Origin of the sequence: Pedobacter frigiditerrae (assembly GCF_032678705.1) — a bacterium.
GTDB lineage: Bacteria > Bacteroidota > Bacteroidia > Sphingobacteriales > Sphingobacteriaceae > Pedobacter > Pedobacter frigiditerrae_A.
In genome coordinates, this window is sequence record NZ_JAVTSS010000002.1 from 527,157 (window position 1) to 546,105 (window position 18,949).

The following is an 18,949-nucleotide window of genomic DNA, read 5'->3' on the forward strand; positions in this document are numbered from 1 at the left end:
GATCCCGAACATTCGGGATTAAAACGCCCAATTATTAATCGAAAAATAAACCCTTCGACTACGCTCAGGGTGACTAACAAGTTTAAGAATAAATATCCTCGAAATAAGCTATTGCCAATCCTTTAAGCAATAACTCTTGCTCCATTAAGGCATAAGATGGAACTGGTTTTACCAACTTCCAATGTGGCCACCCATCTTGGTCCAATCCTTCCAATTCGTAAAAGCCCATTTCACTTAACAAGCGGCAAGTTGCAATATGCATTAGCTCTTCCTTTTGCCTTTTGCTGTATTTACCTGGACCTTTGCCTAGCTCTTGAACGCCGATTAGAAACAGAATCACTTTCAAATCTGGTGTATCAGAATCAAATTCTTCAGAAATTTTAGTCTGTAACTCTTTCCATTTAGCGTGTATTTCTGCTGGCTTCATGGTACAAATATACTTTTATGACAAACAGTTTAATGCACATATAAGTCAAATTTTTAGCTTTGTGTTATGAACAATAAAATCAACACTGGCCTATTGGCTTATGGCATGTCTGGCAAAGTATTTCACGCTCCATTTGTAAGTACGCATTCAGGTTTTAATTTAAAGGGTATTGTAGAACGAAATCGTAAGATAGCTCAAGATGATTATCCAGAAATTATAAGTTATAACAGTGTTGATGAATTAATTAATGATGATTCTATTGATCTAGTAATTATCAATACCCCAAACAATACACACTATGAATATGCCAAACAAGCTTTAAAAGCAGGCAAGCATATCTTGGTAGAAAAACCATTTACAGCTACAACAGACCAAGCAAAAGAATTATTCGCCTTAGCTAAAAGCGTAGGTAAAAAAGCTTTGGTTTATCAAAACAGAAGATTTGATAGCGGCTTTAATGCAGTAAAAAAAGTAATTGAAAGTGGCAAATTAGGCAAGTTGGTGGAAGTTTATTTTCGGTATGACAGATATAGAAATGAGATAAGCCCGAAAGCTTTTAAAGAAGAACTAGTAGAAGCTACTGGCTTGCAATATGATTTAGGTCCACATTTATTAGACCAAGCTATTGCATTATTTGGCAAGCCAGAAAAGTTCAATAAAATACTGAGCAAAAATCGTGTTAACACAAAGGTGGATGATTATTTTGCTATTCAATTGACTTATCCGAATGAACTGAACGTGTTTCTTACAGCGAGTATGTTGGTAGCAGATATTCAATCGGCATTTGTGGTAAATGGAATGATGGGTTCGTTTAGTAAAAACCATGCTGATGTTCAGGAAGCGCAATTGCTAAAAGGAATGAAACCAACTGAAGAAGGTTATGGAATAGAAAATCCAGCCGATGCGGGAAAACTAACTTTGGTAACTGAAGACGGCGGAAGAACGACAGAATTTATAGCATCAGAAAAGGGAAATTATCCTGCGATTTTTGAAGCAGTGTATCAAAATATTGTTAACGATAAACCTTATCCAATTACTGAGGAAGATATTTTAACACAATTGCAGATTTTGCAAAGCTGAATTTGCGGATTAAAAATCCGCAGGAACTAAAGACGAGATTACAAATCTCGACCAACAACCAGTTATGTTGATTGCATATTGCCCATAGCAATCAACTATGGGCCATTAACTATTAACTACATATTCTTCATCAGCGCTGCTAAAAATTCATTTGGTACTTCTAGATGAGGAATATGTCCACAGTTTTCAAATTCTATCAGTTTTGCGTTCGGAATCTTTGCGGCTGTTTCCTTGCCTAAAATTTTATACTGGCCGTGTTTAGCATGTAGTTCAGGGCTCAATAAAGCTTTACCAACAATTGTTTTATCTTCCTTACCAATAAACAAAATGGTTGGCACTTTTAAATTGGCAAATTCATAAACTACAGGCTGTTCAACAATCATGGTAAAAGTCATTGCGGCAACTTTCGCATATCGAGGAAAATCGGCACTAAAAGTTGGTCCAGCAGCAACACGAACTAACTCATCGTATTCCGGTTTCCACTTTGTGAAATAAGAATTCTGATAATATTTCTTGATGCTTTCTGCAGTTGCTTTCAACTCTGTTTTATATTGTTGCGCTGTATTGGTGTAAGGCAGAAATGTTTTGTAATCTTCCAATCCGATGGGATTTTCTAATAATAACTTCTCTGTTTTTTCTGGAAAAAGTAATGCAAAACGAGTAGCTAACATTCCTCCCATCGAATGCCCCATAACTGCTACTTTTTGAACGCCCAAAGTATCCAACAGTTGTTGATTCCATTTTGCCATTTGATGGAAACTGTAATGTATAAAAGCTTTTGAAGATTTACCAAAGCCAATTTGGTCGGGTACAATAACCCTGAAACCTCCTGCAGCTAAGGTCTTGATTACGTTTGTCCAATAATACCCACCAAAGTTTTTACCATGAAATAAGATAACGGTTCTTCCATTTGCGGTTGCAGTTGGTGCAACATCCATGTAAGCCATTTTTAAATCTTGACCTTCGGCTTGAATGTTGAAATACTTGATTGGATAAGCATATTTTACACTTTCTAAAGTGATGGATAAAGTATCTTGTTTTTGAGCTTTAACAAAAACACCAAAAAACAAAAGGGCTATGGCTAAAAAAAGTGGCTTCATATTTTAAAACGTTGATAAAACAAAACAATGATTATTCTTGATTGTGTTAAATTTAAACCATTATTTATACTTTTGCGCCACCAAATAGAAATACATGAAAGTTTACGAAATCGGTTCTGGCCAATTATCATTGACCACTATTGAGCAAATAATTGAAGAAAATTCGACTATAAAATTATCTACTCAAGCAATAGAACGCATTGAAAAATGCAGAAAATACTTAGATGATAAATTAAGCAATAACGAAGACCCGATTTACGGTATCAATACTGGATTTGGCTACCTACAAAACGTAAAAATTGAGGCTGAAAACCTAACTCAACTTCAGCATAACTTATTGTTATCTCACGCTTGCGGAACAGGGCAAGAAGTACCAAATGAGGTAGTGAAATTAATGCTTTTGTTAAAGATACAATCGCTAAGTTACGGTCACTCGGCTATTGCCTTAACAACTGTACAAAGGTTAGTAGATTTTTATAACCACGATGTTTTACCTATAATTTATACGCAAGGTTCTCTAGGTGCATCTGGCGATTTAGCTCCACTTGCTCATTTGGCATTACCTTTAATTGGCGAAGGAGAAGTTTATTATCAAGGCAATAAAATTACCACTAAACAGCTTTATCAAAACTTAGGGTGGCAAAGTTTAACGCTACAAAGCAAAGAAGGCTTAGCCTTGATAAATGGAACACAGTTCATGAGTGCTTATGGAACTTTCTGTTTATTAAAAGCTCAGAAATTTTCTGCTTGGGCTGATGCAATTGCCGCCATTTCTATTGATGCTTTTGACTGTAGAATTGACCCATTCTTAACATTAAGTCATATCATTAGGCCTCATCAAGGACAAATTGCCACTGCTGCTATTATTAACAATTGGCTAGAAGGAAGTGAGTTAATTGCCAGAAAAGGAAAACAAACTCAAGACCCTTATTCTTTCCGTTGCGTGCCACAAGTACATGGAGCAAGTAAGGATAGCATCAATTACATTAAATCTGTATTTGAAACAGAGATGAATTCGGTGACTGATAATCCGAATGTTTTTCCTGATGAGGATTTGATTATTTCGGCTGGTAATTTCCACGGACAGCCATTAGCTTTAACCTTAGATTTTTTGTGTTTGGCATTGGCCGAATTAGGTTCTATTTCAGAGCGAAGAATTTTCCAATTGATTTCAGGAACGAGAGGATTACCACCTTTCTTGGTTAAAAATGCTGGATTAAATTCTGGATTAATGATTAGCCAATATACCGCGGCTTCAATTGCGAGTGAAAATAAACAATTATGTACACCTGCTTCTGTAGACAGCATTGTGAGTAGCAATGGCCAAGAAGACCACGTTAGCATGGGTGCAAATGCAGCCACAAAATGTCTTCGCGTTTGCGATAATTTAGAAAGGATTTTGGCTATAGAACTCCTAACAGCAAGCCAAGCACTAGAATTAAGATTACCAGAAAAATCATCGGTTAAAATTGAAAAATTAGTGAGTGATTATCGTAAAGTTGTTTCCTTTAATGAGGCTGATAGAATTTTATCGACTGATATTAAAGTGAGTATTGAGTTTATGAGAAGTAGGAAAGTATAAAGTAACTACGTCATTGCGAGTCCTTTCAGGACGAAGCAATCTATCTAGCAAGAAAGATTGCTTCGCTTCACTCGCAATGACGAGTCTACTATTACTTCTTATACATCTGATTCAAATTAATAGCAGGCATCTGAACCTGTGTTTCATCCGATAGTTTACCTGAACAATTAGCAACCTTAATATTTTCTAATTTTACATCGGCTATGCCATTTGTAATTAAGTTCAAATTGTTAATGGTGTATTTGTTCTGAACATCACGGTCTCCATAAAACTCGATTTCACACTTTCCACTAGTAATAATTGAAACATTCTCAAATGAATTCGTTTCACTTGTTAAGTTTGAATTAATTAATTCTAAGTTAATTGATTTAACATCATCATTTCTGAAATTAACTGCCGATACATTTTCTGCTTTTATGTTCAGTAGTTTTATATGTGTTTCGGAACCAAGTGAAATACCAGTTGAATTTTTAATATCTAACGTTAAGGTATCGGTAGCAGCACTTATGTTTAAGCCCATTGCATTTGACACATTTAAACTTTTTATAGTTGGAGAATAAACATAAATGTTTACATAATATCTGTGTCTATTTTCTTCCGATTTTGGTTTATCTTTAATTCCGATTTGTAACTGGCCGGTTGCATCAACGGTTGCAGTGACTATACCTTTTAAATCATTTTGGATTTTAACACCAAACTTTTCGTCTTTAACAAACTGAACATTTAACTCCATTCCTTTAGCGTCAATCTTAACAGATTCAAATGCAGATGAAACAGCTAAGCTTTCCATGTTTTTAGTAGGTGTGCTAAAACTTTCAATTTTGTAAGCTACATCTTTATAAGTTCCAGTTTTGTACATTGTTGCAGATACAATCACCATCCCTAAAACAGGGATTAAAATAAGTGAAGCTGCAAAAGCGATTAATAATTTATTACTTAGTTTCATCTCTTTAAGGATTAAAAGTTTCTTTAACAAAAGCGTTGTAGCGAGTTTCTAATTCATCAAACCCGATGTTTAACAGGTAAACATTTCTAAAAACTACAGGAAGTTCTTCTTCAATAAATTGTGTTTTTAGGTAGTCTTTAACATTTTTCAAGGCATCTTCGGCCACGAAAAACCCGATTCCTCTTTTGTTGCTAATTATATTTTTATTCTGCAATAATTCGTAAGTACGCATTACTGTATTTGGGTTTACCTCTAGCTCTACTGCCATTTCTCTAACCGAAGAAACTTTTTCGTCTACTTTCCATTTGCCAAGCAAAATATGCTCGCAAACGTAAGCGGCTATCTGAAGGTATATTGCCTTATTATCTCTAAATTCCATATCTATACCGTTTAAAATTAAACCTCTTTTTCTTTAAGGCGCACATAAGTGATGCTCCAAAATATTGCAGTAAGTGCTACAATTAATAGTACACCTAACCATTCAGCAGTGTTCTGCGACATATGGTTCATGTTTCTATTTTCTTGGTCAATTATGATTTTTCCATCGAACAACCACTCGCCCGATTTAATAACGATTGCTGTCCAGATTCCTGAGAAAATCATTACACAAATTGCTGTTTTGATATAGTGGAATTTGTTAAAGAAGATTGAACCCAGTAAGAAAACGCTGGTTACAAAAAATGGGAAGAAATACAATGGAAGAAATTTCTCGTGACCGCTATATTTGCTGAACAAGTAAGCTATGTTATCGACACTTGTTACTTCCTTACCGTTATGAACATAAGGTGTAATTTGCTCTACACTAGTGTACATCCCTCTTAGTTTTGATACAAACGCTAAATCTGTAATGTAAAACAAGAAAATAAAACTTAAAATTGATAAAATCGAGGTGAAGAAAAGTCCAGTTAAAAATTTCTCAAAAGTCGAGGCTGGTATCAATAAATCAATAATCGCCTTTGGTTTTTGACCTAAGTGCGCAAAATAACTACTTGCAATAATACTGATGAATATGAAGCCAAAAATCAAAAATAGAGGCTCTCTAAAATTCAAGTCATTTGGAGAAAATGAGTCTGCATACGTAAAGTCTTTCCATAATGCAAAGCCATAAAATGCTACTATTACACCTAAGGCAACCACTAAGCTGATTAAATAAATTTTGCCAAATTCTAGCCATTGTCTCTTCAACAAAAGACCAAAACGTTGTATGTTAAATGTGTTGTTCATGTCTGTTTAAGATTTAGTTAAAAATTGGTTTTAATTTATTTTTCTCTGCCAACACCGCATTGAATAGCAACTCTAGGTCGAGCTTACTGTCTTCTTGATGAAAGTTTGGCATTACAGCATTGAAACCTGCCAAAGAAGGCTCAGCATAAATTACTTTATCATCTATTTCTTTTACACGCTTAAACACCAATTTGTCGGTAATCTCTTCTACCGATGCTTTTAATGCAACACTATTTTCATCTAACATGATTACCGTATCAATTAAATTATCTAAATCTCTTACTTGGTGTGTAGAGATAATGATGCATTTATCTTCTGTTAAAGCGGATGCCATAATTTTACGAAACTGAGCCTTAGAAGGAATGTCTAAACCGTTTGTAGGTTCATCCATTATAATTAATTTGGCATTTGTGGCTAAGCCAAAGGCGATGATTACCTTTTTCTTCTGACCATAAGACATATTAATTAATTTCTGTCCTACTGGAATGTCAAACTCGGCTAACAAAGCAGTAAAATAAGGATGGTCGAAGTTTGGATAAAAAGCTGCATTTGCTTTTACATAAGCATCTATTTTAACCGATGGCAAATAAAACTCCTCTGGTATAAAACAGATTTGCTCTAATAAAGCAGGTTGACGCTTTGCAGGATTAAAACCCAACACGTCCATGCTTCCGCTTTCAGCGTAAACTAATCCTGCTAGGTTTTTTAATAAGGTTGATTTACCAGCACCGTTCTTGCCAAGCAATCCATATATATGACCATTGCTTAATTGCATGCTCAAGTTTTTGAATAACAGTTGATGTTTGCTGTAACCAAAATTTAGGTTGTTAATTTTAATCATTCTCTACTGTATTAGTTAAATAATACACTAAAGTATGTGCTATTTTTGAAACCACCAAATTATTTGTGAAAAAAAATTTTGGATGATGTTTGATAGACCATAGATAATTGGCCTTGATGTTTTCAAAAGGCATAAAATAGCCGCAGATTCGCAGATTAATAATCTGCGAATCTGCGGCCAGCAATTTGTTTCGGTCGGTGAGACACCAACCGATAGACTTCAGACTATACAACCAATGTTAAGCGAAGTGAAATCCCGATTTCTTGGGAAACAATTGAACTAATGAACCAATGAACTACAAAAGCGGAACGCTAATTCCCAAACTCACGTTTCTTCCAGCATTATAAATTCCAGCTGGTTTATATCTACTTTGGTGATTGTAATAAAGTTTATCAGTTAAATTTTGTCCTGTTAACCAAATATTGATTTTACCGTTTTTTACTTTTAGTGAAGTCCCAATGCCTGCATCTAGTAAAGTATAACCATCAGTTTCTGTCTCAAAACTATCAAAGCGGTTTTGCTTAAACACGTTTGTTACCCCAATTTTAATAAAACTATCTTTTAATCCTTTAATCGTAGGTTCAAAACGCAATTCGTTATTTAAACTAGCTGCAGGTATAAATGGCAATGCAGAGTTATCAGCCAGATTTTTTGCTCTTACATAAGCAAATGTATTTTCAAAGTGTAGCGACTTAATCAAATGGAAATCTACTGAAGCTTCTCCTCCTAAAAACTGGGCATCAGTTTGTACAAAGCGATATAAAGGTAAAATGCTAACTGTTCCATCCTCTTCATCGTACGGAATGGTTTCGTTGTTAAAATTACCGGGATAGATATAGTTATATATGCGGTTGCTATATGCATTCAACCCTAAGGTTACTTTTTCAGCATTATATTCTAAACCTAAATCAAATTGCAAACTTGTTTCCTGTTTTAAATTGCTGTTTCCAACCTCGTATCTAAAAGTACCTTCATGTTTACCATTTGCACCCAGCTCGGCAATGTTTGGCGCCCTAAAGCCAGAACCCACATTTCCTTTTAGGTTTAAATTTTTAGCTAATTCAAAAGCAAAACCTACCGAACCAGAAACATTAGAGAAGTTATTGTTAAAGGCAGTAAACACTTGGTTTCCATCTTCAAACAAATCCTTACCATCTATGTTTTTATAGTCGTAACGCACACCAGCATTTAATGCCCCATTTTTAAAGTTACGTTTCAAATAGGCGAAAACTCCAATGTTATCACTCACATAATCTGGAATTAAAAACTCATCGCCAGTGTTAACATTGGTTTGATGCATTCCTTGTACACCGATTGTTGGCTCCCAAGTTCCGCTATTTGCGAAAGAATATTTCACATCATAGGTATAAGAATTCAACCCTAAATTTAATCCAGGTTCGTCTTTACTTTCTTCAAATTCTTTACGGATATTTCTCTGTAAAGCTAAAGTAGTTTTCAATTGTCCACCGCCTAAAAGGATGTTACTATTTATCGCAGCACGATAATGATTAATGTTTTGAAAAGGCAATCCTAATTTTCTTTTTTTAGCATCGCTATTAGAAATCACGTTTCCATCTTCATCCAAATAATCGCCGTTGGCATCTGGACCTTCCTCTACTAAGCCAACATTCGTGTTAAATCTCGATAGACTTAAATGAGCATAACCCCAAGTTTTATTTAAACCCAGCATGGTGTTAAAATTGGTTTCATTAAATCCAGAGTTCGGTACAGTATGGTCTTTATAACTAAAACCATAAGCATTTTTATAAGAAACACGACCACGATACACAAAACCGTTTGTATTGCCCTGCAACATTAAAGACGATGCAGTTAAACCGTTGTTAGTTCCATAACTGGTCGTGAAATTTCCATTAAAATCTCCTGCTGGTGGCACCAAATCATCAATAATATTGATAACGCCACCTAAAGCATCAGAACCGTAAAGTAAACTTGCAGGCCCTTTTAAAATCTCAATTCTATTGGCAGAAAACTGGTCGACCTCTACTCCATGTTCATCTCCCCATTGTTGCGCTTCTTCCCTTGCTCCATCAACGATAGTTAAAACTCGGTTATATCCCAAGCCTCTAATTGAAGGTTTTGAAATGGCTCCTCCAGTGGTAACTTGAGAAATTCCAGGGACTTTAGAAACGGCATCAATAATATTTGTTCCGGCCGATTGAGCTAATTTTTCTCGATTTACAGAAACTACGGCCAAACTGTTGGTTTTGTTGTTAGAGCTATATGGAGTTCCCGTAATTACCACTTCGGCACTTTCAATAACTGAAGCTTCCAAAGCAAACGTAACTGTCGCGTTTGAACTCAAATCTACTTGTTGAGAAGTGGTTTTGTAACCAACGTATCTAACCTCAACCAAAAACTTACCTTTTGCAGGTACATTGGTAAAAGTAAACTCTCCATTTGAGTTGGTGGTAGTGGTAGCTTTTAAATCGGAAATATATACAGTAGCGCCAGAAAGAGGCTCTTTGGTATTAGCATCAGTAACTTTCCCTTTAAACTCTGCTAAAACATTGGCAAAAGTTGGGACGGTAAAAAAAATAAGTAGTACAACCAGTAATAGGTGTATCTTTTTCATATTAATATATTTAAGTATAAACTGAATAGCTTAAAGCCATCGTTTATCAAACGATTAGATAATAAAGATTTTGTAATTCTACTTTGACAAAATTTTATGCGTTTAGCCTTTATTTTGTCAAAGTTCAAAATGATAAACTTTGACAAACTATATAGCAGCTGTCGACAAGTTTGTCAAAGTAATAGAGATATTACGAAAAAACTGGAGGTCCTCGTAACGAGGTAGAAATCAGTTCGGTGTATGAACTGGTTACAATTGGCAAATTCTTAGACATCAACTTACTGTTTAAATAAGTGATAAAATTTGCGCTTGAAAGTGTATAATTCTTCTCGAAATGAGCCTTACAAATCAGACAGGTATCAGCGTTTGTTTTAACGTGAACCTTATGTGTACAGTTTTTTTCGACAGAATTAGCAGCAACTTCTACATGATGATGCAAAGCGCTCCAAGGTGTGATGGCAAGGGAAAATACCCAAAGCATAACCAAGGTTAAAATTCGTTGAATATGTAAACGTCGCTTTTTCAATTTCTATGGCAAACCTAAACAAATAACAATAATTTTCTACATTTGGCTTGTAACATTGCCTTGATATGACCACAAATATAAACGAAGGTTTAAACCTAAAAGTTAAGAACACACCAACCGGAAATACATTAACCTGTAAAGGTTGGGTACAAGAAGCAGCGTTGAGAATGCTGTTAAATAACCTAGACCCTGAGGTTGCCGAACGACCAGAAGATTTAATTGTTTATGGAGGAAGAGGCAAAGCTGCTCGTAACAAAGAAGCGCTAGAATTAATCATTAAAGCTTTAAAAAACTTAGAAGATGACGAAACCTTATTAATTCAATCGGGTAAACCTGTAGGCGTTTTACGGACTCATAAAGATGCGCCAAGGGTTTTGATTTCTAACTCGCAATTAGTTCCAAAATGGGCAACACAGCAACATTTTGATGAATTAGAGGATAAAGGTTTAATGATGTACGGCCAAATGACCGCTGGTTCTTGGATTTACATCGGCTCGCAGGGAATTGTTCAAGGCACTTACGAAACTTACTCGGCTCTTGCAAAAAAACATTTTCAAAGCAATTTAAAAGGAACTTTAAATGTTACGGCTGGTTTAGGCGGAATGGGCGGCGCACAACCTTTGGCAATCACCATGAGCCAAGGGGTTTGCCTAGCGGCGGATGTTGAAGAATGGCGCATCAAAAAGCGTTTAGAAACCAGATATATTGATGAGATTGCTTATGATATTGATGAAGCAATCGACAAAGCATTGCAATACAAAAACGAAAACAAGGCACTTTCAATTGGTGTAGTTTGCAACGCAGTTGAGCTTTTACAAAGATTGATTGATAGAAATATTGTTCCAGATACATTAACCGACCAAACTTCTGCACACGACCCATTGATTGGTTATTTCCCAGAGGGATTGAGTGTTGCTGAAGCAAATGTTTTAAGAACAGAAAATCCTGATGAATATACCAAGCGTTCTTATGCCACCATGGCAAAACACGTTCAGCAAATGCTGGAGTTACAAAAACGTGGAGCTATTACTTTTGATTATGGCAATAACTTACGAGGAAGAGCTTTAGAAGCAGGTGTTAAAAACGCTTTCGATTTTCCAGGGTTTGTACCTGCTTATATTCGTCCCTTGTTTTGTGAAGGAAAAGGACCTTTTAGATGGGCAGCTTTAAGCGGCGACCCACAAGATATATATGAAACTGATAAATTGATTTTAGAACTTTTTCCAGAAAATGAAAGTTTACGTCAGTGGATTACAATGGCACAAGAACGAATAGCTTTTCAGGGATTACCTGCCAGAATTTGTTGGTTAGGACAAGGCGAACGAGAAAAAGCTGGTCTAGCATTTAACAAATTGGTAGCAGATGGAAAAGTAAAAGCACCTATTGTTATTGGTCGCGACCATTTGGATACAGGTTCTGTTGCTTCTCCAAATCGCGAAACTGAAGCTATGCTTGATGGTTCTGACGCCGTAGCAGATTGGCCGATATTAAACGCTTTGATTAATACAGCTGGTGGTGCAAGTTGGGTTTCTTTGCATCATGGTGGTGGTGTGGGCATTGGTTATTCTATTCATGCTGGTATGGTTATCGTTGCAGATGGAACGGAAGATGCAGCAATTCGCATTAAGCGTGTATTACATAACGACCCTGCAATGGGCGTAATCCGTCACGCTGATGCTGGTTATGATATTGCAAAAGATACATTAAGAAAACATAGGTTGGGTTTGAAAGACTAATTAGTCATCCGATGAATATAAAGCGAATTGCAGATATTCATCGGATGATTATCATAAAATTTTGTCCAATAATAATTTAATATTAAGTTTGTTGTAAGGAAATGGTGTCTTCCTATTTGAACCGCCCTAAAAAGCTGATGACGCCTGGTTATGAATGTAAAAACATTTAATCAGGGAGTTATGTCATTAAAGAAAGAAAAATCAGTCAGCAAAAAAATCAATCTTAATATTTTAGTTTTTTTCAGGAAATATCCTGCTGTTCCATACATCTTAAAATGGCTGTTTATCAGTTTAATTGTAGGAGGTTTAATTGGTACAGCATCTGCCGGATTTTTGCAATCTTTAGAATGGGTTACCAATTTCCGCGAAAATCATTTATGGATAATTGGCTTTTTACCAATTGCAGGTTTGCTTATTGGCTTGCTCTATTATTATTGGGGCAAAGATGTTGAAGCTGGCAACAATTTATTGATTGATACCATTCACGAGCCCAAACAAACTATTCCATTTAAAATGATGCCTTTTGTTTATTTAGGCACAATGGCTACACATTTATTTGGTGGTTCTGCAGGTAGAGAAGGTACTGCTTTACAAATGGCAGGCGCAATTGCAGACCAGCTGACCAAACCGTTTAAGCTAACTCCAGAAGAAAGAAAGATTTTAATTATTGCCGCAATTGCTGCAGGTTTTGGTTCTGTTTTCGGAACACCCTTGGCTGGTGCAATTTTCGGAATGGAAGTCTTTTTAATTGGAAAGTTAAAATACAATTCGATTTTTCCTGCATTTGCATCGGCAATTATTGCAGATCTGGTAACCAAGCTATGGAACACACACCATACCGTTTATCACATCAACTTTGTTCCGAATGTTTCTTTCTTAAACCTTATTTATGCAATAGTTGCAGGCATTATTTTTGGCTTATGTGCTGCTACATTTAGTAAAACCTTGCAGTTTGTAGGCGCTTTCTTTAAATCGAAAATAAAATATCCTCCACTTAGACCATTAATTGGTGGTTTAATTTTAGTCGTTATTATTTACTCATCAGGCACTACAAAATACATTGGTTTAGGTATTCCGACCATTGTTGAATCATTTAACCATCAATTACCAACTTATAGTTTCGCCATTAAAATGGCATTAACTATACTCACTTTAGCCGCTGGTTTTAAGGGAGGCGAAGTAACTCCATTATTTTTTATTGGTGCAACCTTAGGCAGTGCTTTGTCTTTATTTTTGCCTTTACCAGTTGGGCTTTTAGCTGGAATGGGCTTTGTTGCCGTTTTTGCTGGTGCAACCAACACTCCTTTAGCCTGTACAATTATGGCGATGGAATTATTTGGCAGCGAATGTGGAGTGTACGTTGCCATTGCCTGCACCATTTCTTATTTACTTTCGGGCCCTACCGGAATTTATGGCAAACAAGTAATTGGAGAAGCTAAGCATAGCAGATTTAAGAATTATTTGAATAAACGAATTGGAGAGATTTGACGGCTTAAATTAGAATAATTCTATCTCTATTTTATTGCAAATTCGTGATAAATAAAGTCTTAATTTTGAGTGGTTTCGGAAACCAAACCAACATTTTTTACGTTTTTAAATAAAAAGAAAATGGCAACTCAAGCGCAAATCAAAAAAGGTTATATCGATTACGTTTTAACACACGATGAGCAACCTAAATCAGTTTATAGTTTTGTTAAGAAGCTAAAAATAACAGAGGCTGATTTTTATGCTTTTTATGCATCATTTGAAAGCATCGAAAAGAACATTTGGTTTGAGCTTACTGTAGAAACCATTGATGAGATTCAGAAACAAGAACTTTGGGAACAATATTCTTCGAGAGAAAAAATGCTTTCCTTCTTTTACAGCTATGTCGAGTTGCTGAAAAACCAAAGAAGCTTTGTAATTTATAGTCTAAAAAAACACGGCATCAGGTTATCAACTCCTGAAGTTTTATCTGGAGCTAAGCCGATTTTCGAAAACTTCGCAGAGCAAATTATCAATGAAGGCTTGGAAAGCGGCGAACTGGCCGAACGCAAATTCTTTAGCAAACGTTATAAAGATGCACTTTGGGTGCAATATGCATTCATCTTAAACTTTTGGGTTAATGATGACAGCAATGGATTTGAAAAAACCGATGAAGCCATTGAACGTGGGATTCAAGTTACGTTCGATTTATTTCAACGCTCTCCAATAGACAACCTTTTCGAATACGGAAAATTCCTTTCGCAAAACGGAAAGTTGAAAGAAAAGATGGGATTTTAAGCTGAATGAAAGCACAAGAAACAATGCCTACCACAAAGGTGGAGCGCTCTGCAAAATTTGTAAAAACAGGATTTCAGATTGGCGGAAATTACATTAAACATTATTCAAAAAAAATCTTCAATCCAGAGCTTAGCCGCGATGAATTAAATGAAGATAATGCATCAGATATTTACAATTCTTTAAGCGAACTAAAAGGTTCTGCATTAAAAATTGCACAAATGCTCAGCATGGATAAAAACATCCTGCCAAGAGCTTATGTAGATAAATTTACGCAATCTCAATACAATGCACCACCATTATCAGGACCGCTAATTGTCCGCACTTTCACGAAAAGCTTCGGTAAAACGCCAGAGAAAATATTCGATAAATTTAACATCAAATCAACCCACGCCGCCTCAATTGGGCAAGTTCACGAAGCTGAATTAGATGGCAAAAAGCTAGCTGTTAAAATCCAATATCCTGGCGTTGGCGATAGCATTTCATCAGACCTGAAATTGGTAAAACCTTTTGCATTCCGTTTATTAGGAATGAGCGAAAAGGAATTAAACATCTACATCAAGGAAGTTGAAGAACGCCTACTAGAAGAGACAGATTATGAACGTGAAGTTCGTAGCTCTATCGAATTTGCTGAAGCTTGTAAAAACTTAGATAATGTGGTTTTCCCTAATTATTATCCAGCACTTTCTAGCAATAGAATTATTACCATGGATTGGATTGAAGGAATGCATTTGAAAGAGTTTTTAAAGACCAATCCTTCGCAAGAATTAAAGAATAAAATAGGGCAGGCTTTGTGGGATTTCTATAATTTTCAGCAACACGAATTAAGAAAGGTTCATGCAGACCCACATCCAGGGAATTTCTTAATTACCAAAGATGAAAAGTTAGGTGCCATAGATTTTGGCTGTATTAAAGAAATGCCAGATGATTTTTATGAGCCCTTTTTCTCGCTAACTTCTACAGATTTATTCGAAGACAAAGAACAAACCATAAAGGCTTTTAGAAAGCTGGAAATGATTTTGCCAAATGATACGCCAGCACAAATCGAGTTCTATTATACAGCCTACAAGGAAATGATTAGCCTTTTTGCTAAGCCATACATTACCCCAACTTTTGATTTTAGTCAGAATGAATTTTTTGAAGGTCTGTACAACTACGGTGAAAAGATTGCTAAAATGCCTGAGTTTAAACAAGCCCGTGGTGTAAAACATTTCATCTACATTAACCGTACAAATTTTGGCTTGTACAATATTTTGAATGAGCTAAAAGCAACCGTAAAAACAGATACTTTTAAACCTCACGTTTCTAAAAGTTTTTAACAGACACACTTCAATTAATTTTTGAAAAGCAATATTGTGGTCAATCGGATTGGTTCTGTCCCGCTATTCGCTTTACTTCGTGGGCAACCGCAAGGGTTGCCCCTACGTGTTCGCTGCTATCGGGTTTACTAAAATTGGCTTGTGCAACTATTTAGGGTTGCCTTGCACTGCCAACCGTAAATAGTTCAAAAGAACCTGCGTAAATTAAACCTGACAGCAGTGGAAATCCTTTTTGTATCGCTGTACTTCGACAGGCTCAGTATGACAGCGACGCAAAAAGATTGAAACGAATGGCAGGACTAAACATAAATTGAAACCCTGTCCTTGCTTTTCAAACAATTAGAAAAAGCAGTGTCAGAGTTTTTAAAACCTAAACATTGTATCCTTGCCACCAACTTTTTGTCCGAAGTTTTGGATGTTGTAAGTAAGTGTTACTAAAGCATGACGTCCCAAATTATTTGTTTGGAAATCGCGAACAGCATTTTCTGTGATATAAATGTATCTTCTGAAATTTTGATTTAAGATATCGTTTACAGTGAATTTAAGCTGTGCCCTGTCATTTTTCATAAATAGGAAGGTTAATCCAGCGTTCCATAGTTTCTGATTATTACTAACTCCACCAATTTCTTGTGTACTATACATATAGCGGAAATTTGTTTCCCAAACCATCTTTTTTGGCAACCTTACAATTAACTCTGTTTCGCTGTTGTGTGTGAAGAAACTAATATCGTTAAAAAATGAATTTTCATAATTACTCTTGTTAAAGCCCAAACTATAACTTTGCCCAAGTTCTAACTTATCGTTTAAATTAATTCGCCCATTAATTCTTGGTGCGCCTTGGTAAATATGCGAAAAACTGCTGTTTCCATTAACTGAAACAATGTTTCTATTGTAGTTAAAATAGTAACCACCACCAAGCGTAAATTGTCGCTTTGCAGTTTTAAAGTCTTTATTTATACTCCCGTTTGTGTGAAACTGTAAAATGCCGTCTGCATTAATTGGCCTGTTGGTTTGCACACCGTTTACAATTGTACGCTCCATAATCACACCATCATTTTGTAATGAACCGTTGGCATTTATGTTGTAGCTCATATTTCGCTTAGTATCGTATTTATAAACATTGAGGTTCATTTGATGTGAACGTGCTGGCAAGAGATTTGAATTACCCAATTGCAACAATAAAGGATTTGTATTATTAGTTACCGGTTGGATATAAGAAACACTAGGCTCTCTAAACGATGGTGTGTAGCTAAAACTATATGCTTTATAATTTATGGTTAATGAACCTGCAATAAATTGGAAATTTTGCTTAAATGATGGAAAACTACTAAAGCTATTTTCTAAATTAATTGTATTTAAAACTATACCTGGCTGGATAATTAAATCCTTAGTAGCCTTCCACCGTAAATTAATTCGTCCATTGGCCTTGTATCCAGATTGTTGTACAGTTTGTGATAATGTTGGTATAGCAATGTCATAAATTTGGTTTAATGGGTTTTTATAAAATGTGTATAATGCGTTTTCATTATCAATGTAATTACCGTTTAAAATAAATCTTAAACTCAGTTTCTTACTGATTGGTTCTGTATAATTAGCCGTTAAAAAAACTCCAAAATTGCGTATGTTATTATCACGAAGTTGGTCTAAAGTATTGGTTGATGACGGATTAAAAAAGTTGGTAATTGAATTGTTGAAATTATCACTTAAGTTATCTTTTTGGGTAACGCTGACACTTGTATTAAATGTCCTGCCTGCTTTTTTACCGTCTTTCCATAAGCTTAGTAACAAAGAATAATCTGCATTATCACTCCTAAAATTAGAAGAGTTAACACTCGAATTAACCAGTTGATTACTGCCATTTTTACTATCAGTTACTTCATAATCTAAATTTTTTAATAAATTAAGGGTTACGGTAGGTTCGAAAGTAAAGCTTGTTAAGCTATCTATTTTCCAATCTAATTTTGCGCCGAAGTTATGGTTCGTTCCCCTATTTCGCTTATCGTTGTTAGCAAGCGTATATAGTTTATCGTTACCTAAATTTTGATCATTACTGGTAAATTGTTCGGTTAAATTATCTACATACCCGAAAAAGTATTTTCCATTAATTTTAATTCCTTTTTTGGTTAATGTATTAAAATTTGCGCCACTACCTGCAGATTTTTGTATGCCTGTAGCAGAGCCGCCAAATCCAATACCGTTTAAACTATAAGAATCGCCATTAATATTAACTTGGTTAATTCCTGCCCTGCTAAAACCGCCTATGCGAGAAACGTCGCCAATACTAAAACCTGGCTTATTGATATTATTGCCGTAACCCAATACACTAACCTGAGTGGTGTCTCTAAAAAAGTTCATTATCCCGCCAGATTCAAAACGTTTATCTAATCCCAAACCTGCATATAATTTCCCAAACGCACCTTGTTTTATAGCTTTTTTTAGCTTTAAATTAATCACTTGAGGTGTATTTCCTGCCACTAAATCGGGGTCTCTTCGCGTTGCTTCAGCATCATTACTTATGGAAACTTTATCTATAATATTTGACGGTAGATTTTTAGTTGCCATTTGCTGGTCGCCACCAAAAAACTCTTTTCCATCTACTAAAATCCGACTCACTGGCTTACCATTAACTTGTATGGTGCCATCTGCACCAACTGTAACTCCAGGTAATTTTTTCAATAAATCTTCTACAACTGCCGTTGGCAGAGTTTTGAAAGATTCTGTATTAAACTCAATGGTATCTTTACGTACAATAACTGGTGGTCGCTCAGAGAGGATAACTACTTCATTTAAGTTGTTTCGTTTTTCAGATAGCAATACGTTCCCCAAATTTAGATTAGGTTCAGCTGCTGTGATTGTGATTTCTTTTCTTAAAATATTATACATCCAAGCGTTAATTACTAATCTATATTTTGTGCCAATCTCAAGGTTATTAATTTTAAAAACTCCTTTATCATCTGATAATTTATAAGTGCTTAAAATGGTATCTGCTCCTTTAAAAACAGAAACGGTAGCATAGTTTAAAGTAGTTTTGTGATTGGCACTATCTAATAGAATGCCTGTTAAGCTGCCCTTTTGGGCAAACAACAAATTAGCAGTTAAAACGAATGCGATGGATAGTAAGATTCTCTTCATAAAATGGGATAAAACAAATAAAAGACACAACTCTTTTTGCAATGTTGCATCAAACCTAAAAAAATAGTTAATAAAAATAATGCATTAACAGTTTTGTTACGAAACTCTTCGTAGATAGAATGGCTCATTATTTTAGTAAAGATGAATACAGGAAAAAATGGGATAGAATAGAATGTTCGTCATT

At 35.4% G+C, this 18,949-nt stretch carries 15 protein-coding genes and 1 riboswitch; of the genes, 6 read left to right on the top strand and 9 right to left on the bottom strand.

The features are described 5' to 3' along the window. Positions 1-82 precede the first annotated feature (82 nt). The gene (locus R2Q59_RS12920; protein ID WP_316769596.1) at positions 83-427 is read right to left on the bottom strand and encodes a hypothetical protein; all 345 of its coding nucleotides are present in this window, start codon (positions 425-427) and stop codon (positions 83-85) included. Positions 428-493: 66 nt separating this feature from the next. Here R2Q59_RS12920 and R2Q59_RS12925 point away from each other — a divergent pair, with 66 nt between their 5' ends. Then, complete coding sequence (locus tag R2Q59_RS12925) at positions 494-1,507, top strand: Gfo/Idh/MocA family oxidoreductase (protein WP_316785780.1); 1,014 nt, start codon at positions 494-496, stop codon at positions 1,505-1,507. A 116-nt stretch (positions 1,508-1,623) separates the two neighbouring features. Here R2Q59_RS12925 and R2Q59_RS12930 read toward each other — a convergent pair whose 3' ends face one another. Beyond that, on the bottom strand, positions 1,624-2,607 hold the full coding sequence (locus R2Q59_RS12930; protein WP_316785781.1) for an alpha/beta hydrolase: 984 nt from the start codon (positions 2,605-2,607) through the stop codon (positions 1,624-1,626). A 94-nt stretch (positions 2,608-2,701) separates the two neighbouring features. Between R2Q59_RS12930 and hutH the strand changes: the two genes are divergently transcribed. Next, on the top strand, positions 2,702-4,189 hold the full coding sequence (gene hutH / locus R2Q59_RS12935; protein WP_316785782.1) for a histidine ammonia-lyase: 1,488 nt from the start codon (positions 2,702-2,704) through the stop codon (positions 4,187-4,189). Between the two features lie 91 nt (positions 4,190-4,280). Here hutH and R2Q59_RS12940 read toward each other — a convergent pair whose 3' ends face one another. The 6 genes from R2Q59_RS12940 to R2Q59_RS12965 form a co-directional block, all read right to left on the bottom strand. After that, positions 4,281-5,135, bottom strand: a complete 855-nt coding sequence (locus tag R2Q59_RS12940; protein ID WP_316785783.1) for a hypothetical protein — start codon at positions 5,133-5,135, stop codon at positions 4,281-4,283. Between the two features lie 4 nt (positions 5,136-5,139). Further along, positions 5,140-5,514: a GntR family transcriptional regulator gene (locus tag R2Q59_RS12945; protein WP_316769606.1), complete on the bottom strand. Its 375-nt coding sequence runs from the start codon at positions 5,512-5,514 to the stop codon at positions 5,140-5,142. Positions 5,515-5,531: 17 nt separating this feature from the next. Next, positions 5,532-6,359 carry a hypothetical protein gene (locus R2Q59_RS12950; RefSeq protein ID WP_316785784.1) on the bottom strand — a complete coding sequence of 276 codons (828 nt, stop codon included), beginning with the start codon at positions 6,357-6,359 and terminating at the stop codon, positions 5,532-5,534. Positions 6,360-6,372: 13 nt separating this feature from the next. Beyond that, a complete protein-coding gene (locus tag R2Q59_RS12955; RefSeq protein ID WP_316785785.1) occupies positions 6,373-7,200 on the bottom strand; it encodes an ABC transporter ATP-binding protein in 828 nt (275 codons plus the stop codon). A gap of 295 nt (positions 7,201-7,495) precedes the next feature. Continuing rightward, positions 7,496-9,793, bottom strand: coding sequence for a TonB-dependent receptor (locus tag R2Q59_RS12960; RefSeq protein WP_316785786.1), 2,298 nt, complete (start codon positions 9,791-9,793; stop codon positions 7,496-7,498). A gap of 190 nt (positions 9,794-9,983) precedes the next feature. Beyond that, a complete protein-coding gene (locus R2Q59_RS12965; protein WP_316785787.1) occupies positions 9,984-10,274 on the bottom strand; it encodes a hypothetical protein in 291 nt (96 codons plus the stop codon). A gap of 110 nt (positions 10,275-10,384) precedes the next feature. Between R2Q59_RS12965 and hutU the strand changes: the two genes are divergently transcribed. The 4 genes from hutU to R2Q59_RS12985 all read left to right on the top strand — a co-directional run bounded on the left by hutU (position 10,385) and on the right by R2Q59_RS12985 (position 15,633). Continuing rightward, positions 10,385-12,055 carry a urocanate hydratase gene (hutU, locus tag R2Q59_RS12970; RefSeq protein WP_316785788.1) on the top strand — a complete coding sequence of 557 codons (1,671 nt, stop codon included), beginning with the start codon at positions 10,385-10,387 and terminating at the stop codon, positions 12,053-12,055. Positions 12,056-12,143: 88 nt separating this feature from the next. Further along, a riboswitch (Fluoride riboswitch) is annotated at positions 12,144-12,209 on the top strand. Positions 12,210-12,235: 26 nt separating this feature from the next. After that, on the top strand, positions 12,236-13,543 hold the full coding sequence (locus R2Q59_RS12975; RefSeq protein WP_316785789.1) for a voltage-gated chloride channel family protein: 1,308 nt from the start codon (positions 12,236-12,238) through the stop codon (positions 13,541-13,543). Between the two features lie 120 nt (positions 13,544-13,663). After that, complete coding sequence (locus R2Q59_RS12980; protein WP_316785790.1) at positions 13,664-14,317, top strand: TetR family transcriptional regulator C-terminal domain-containing protein; 654 nt, start codon at positions 13,664-13,666, stop codon at positions 14,315-14,317. 5 nt (positions 14,318-14,322) lie between these two features. Then, entirely contained in the window at positions 14,323-15,633 is a 1,311-nt protein-coding gene (locus R2Q59_RS12985) for an AarF/ABC1/UbiB kinase family protein (RefSeq protein WP_316785791.1), read from the top strand. A gap of 363 nt (positions 15,634-15,996) precedes the next feature. On the opposite strand, the gene R2Q59_RS12990 is transcribed toward R2Q59_RS12985, so the two are convergent. Continuing rightward, the gene (locus R2Q59_RS12990; protein ID WP_316785792.1) at positions 15,997-18,765 is read right to left on the bottom strand and encodes an outer membrane beta-barrel protein; all 2,769 of its coding nucleotides are present in this window, start codon (positions 18,763-18,765) and stop codon (positions 15,997-15,999) included. Positions 18,766-18,949: the final 184 nt, after the last annotated feature.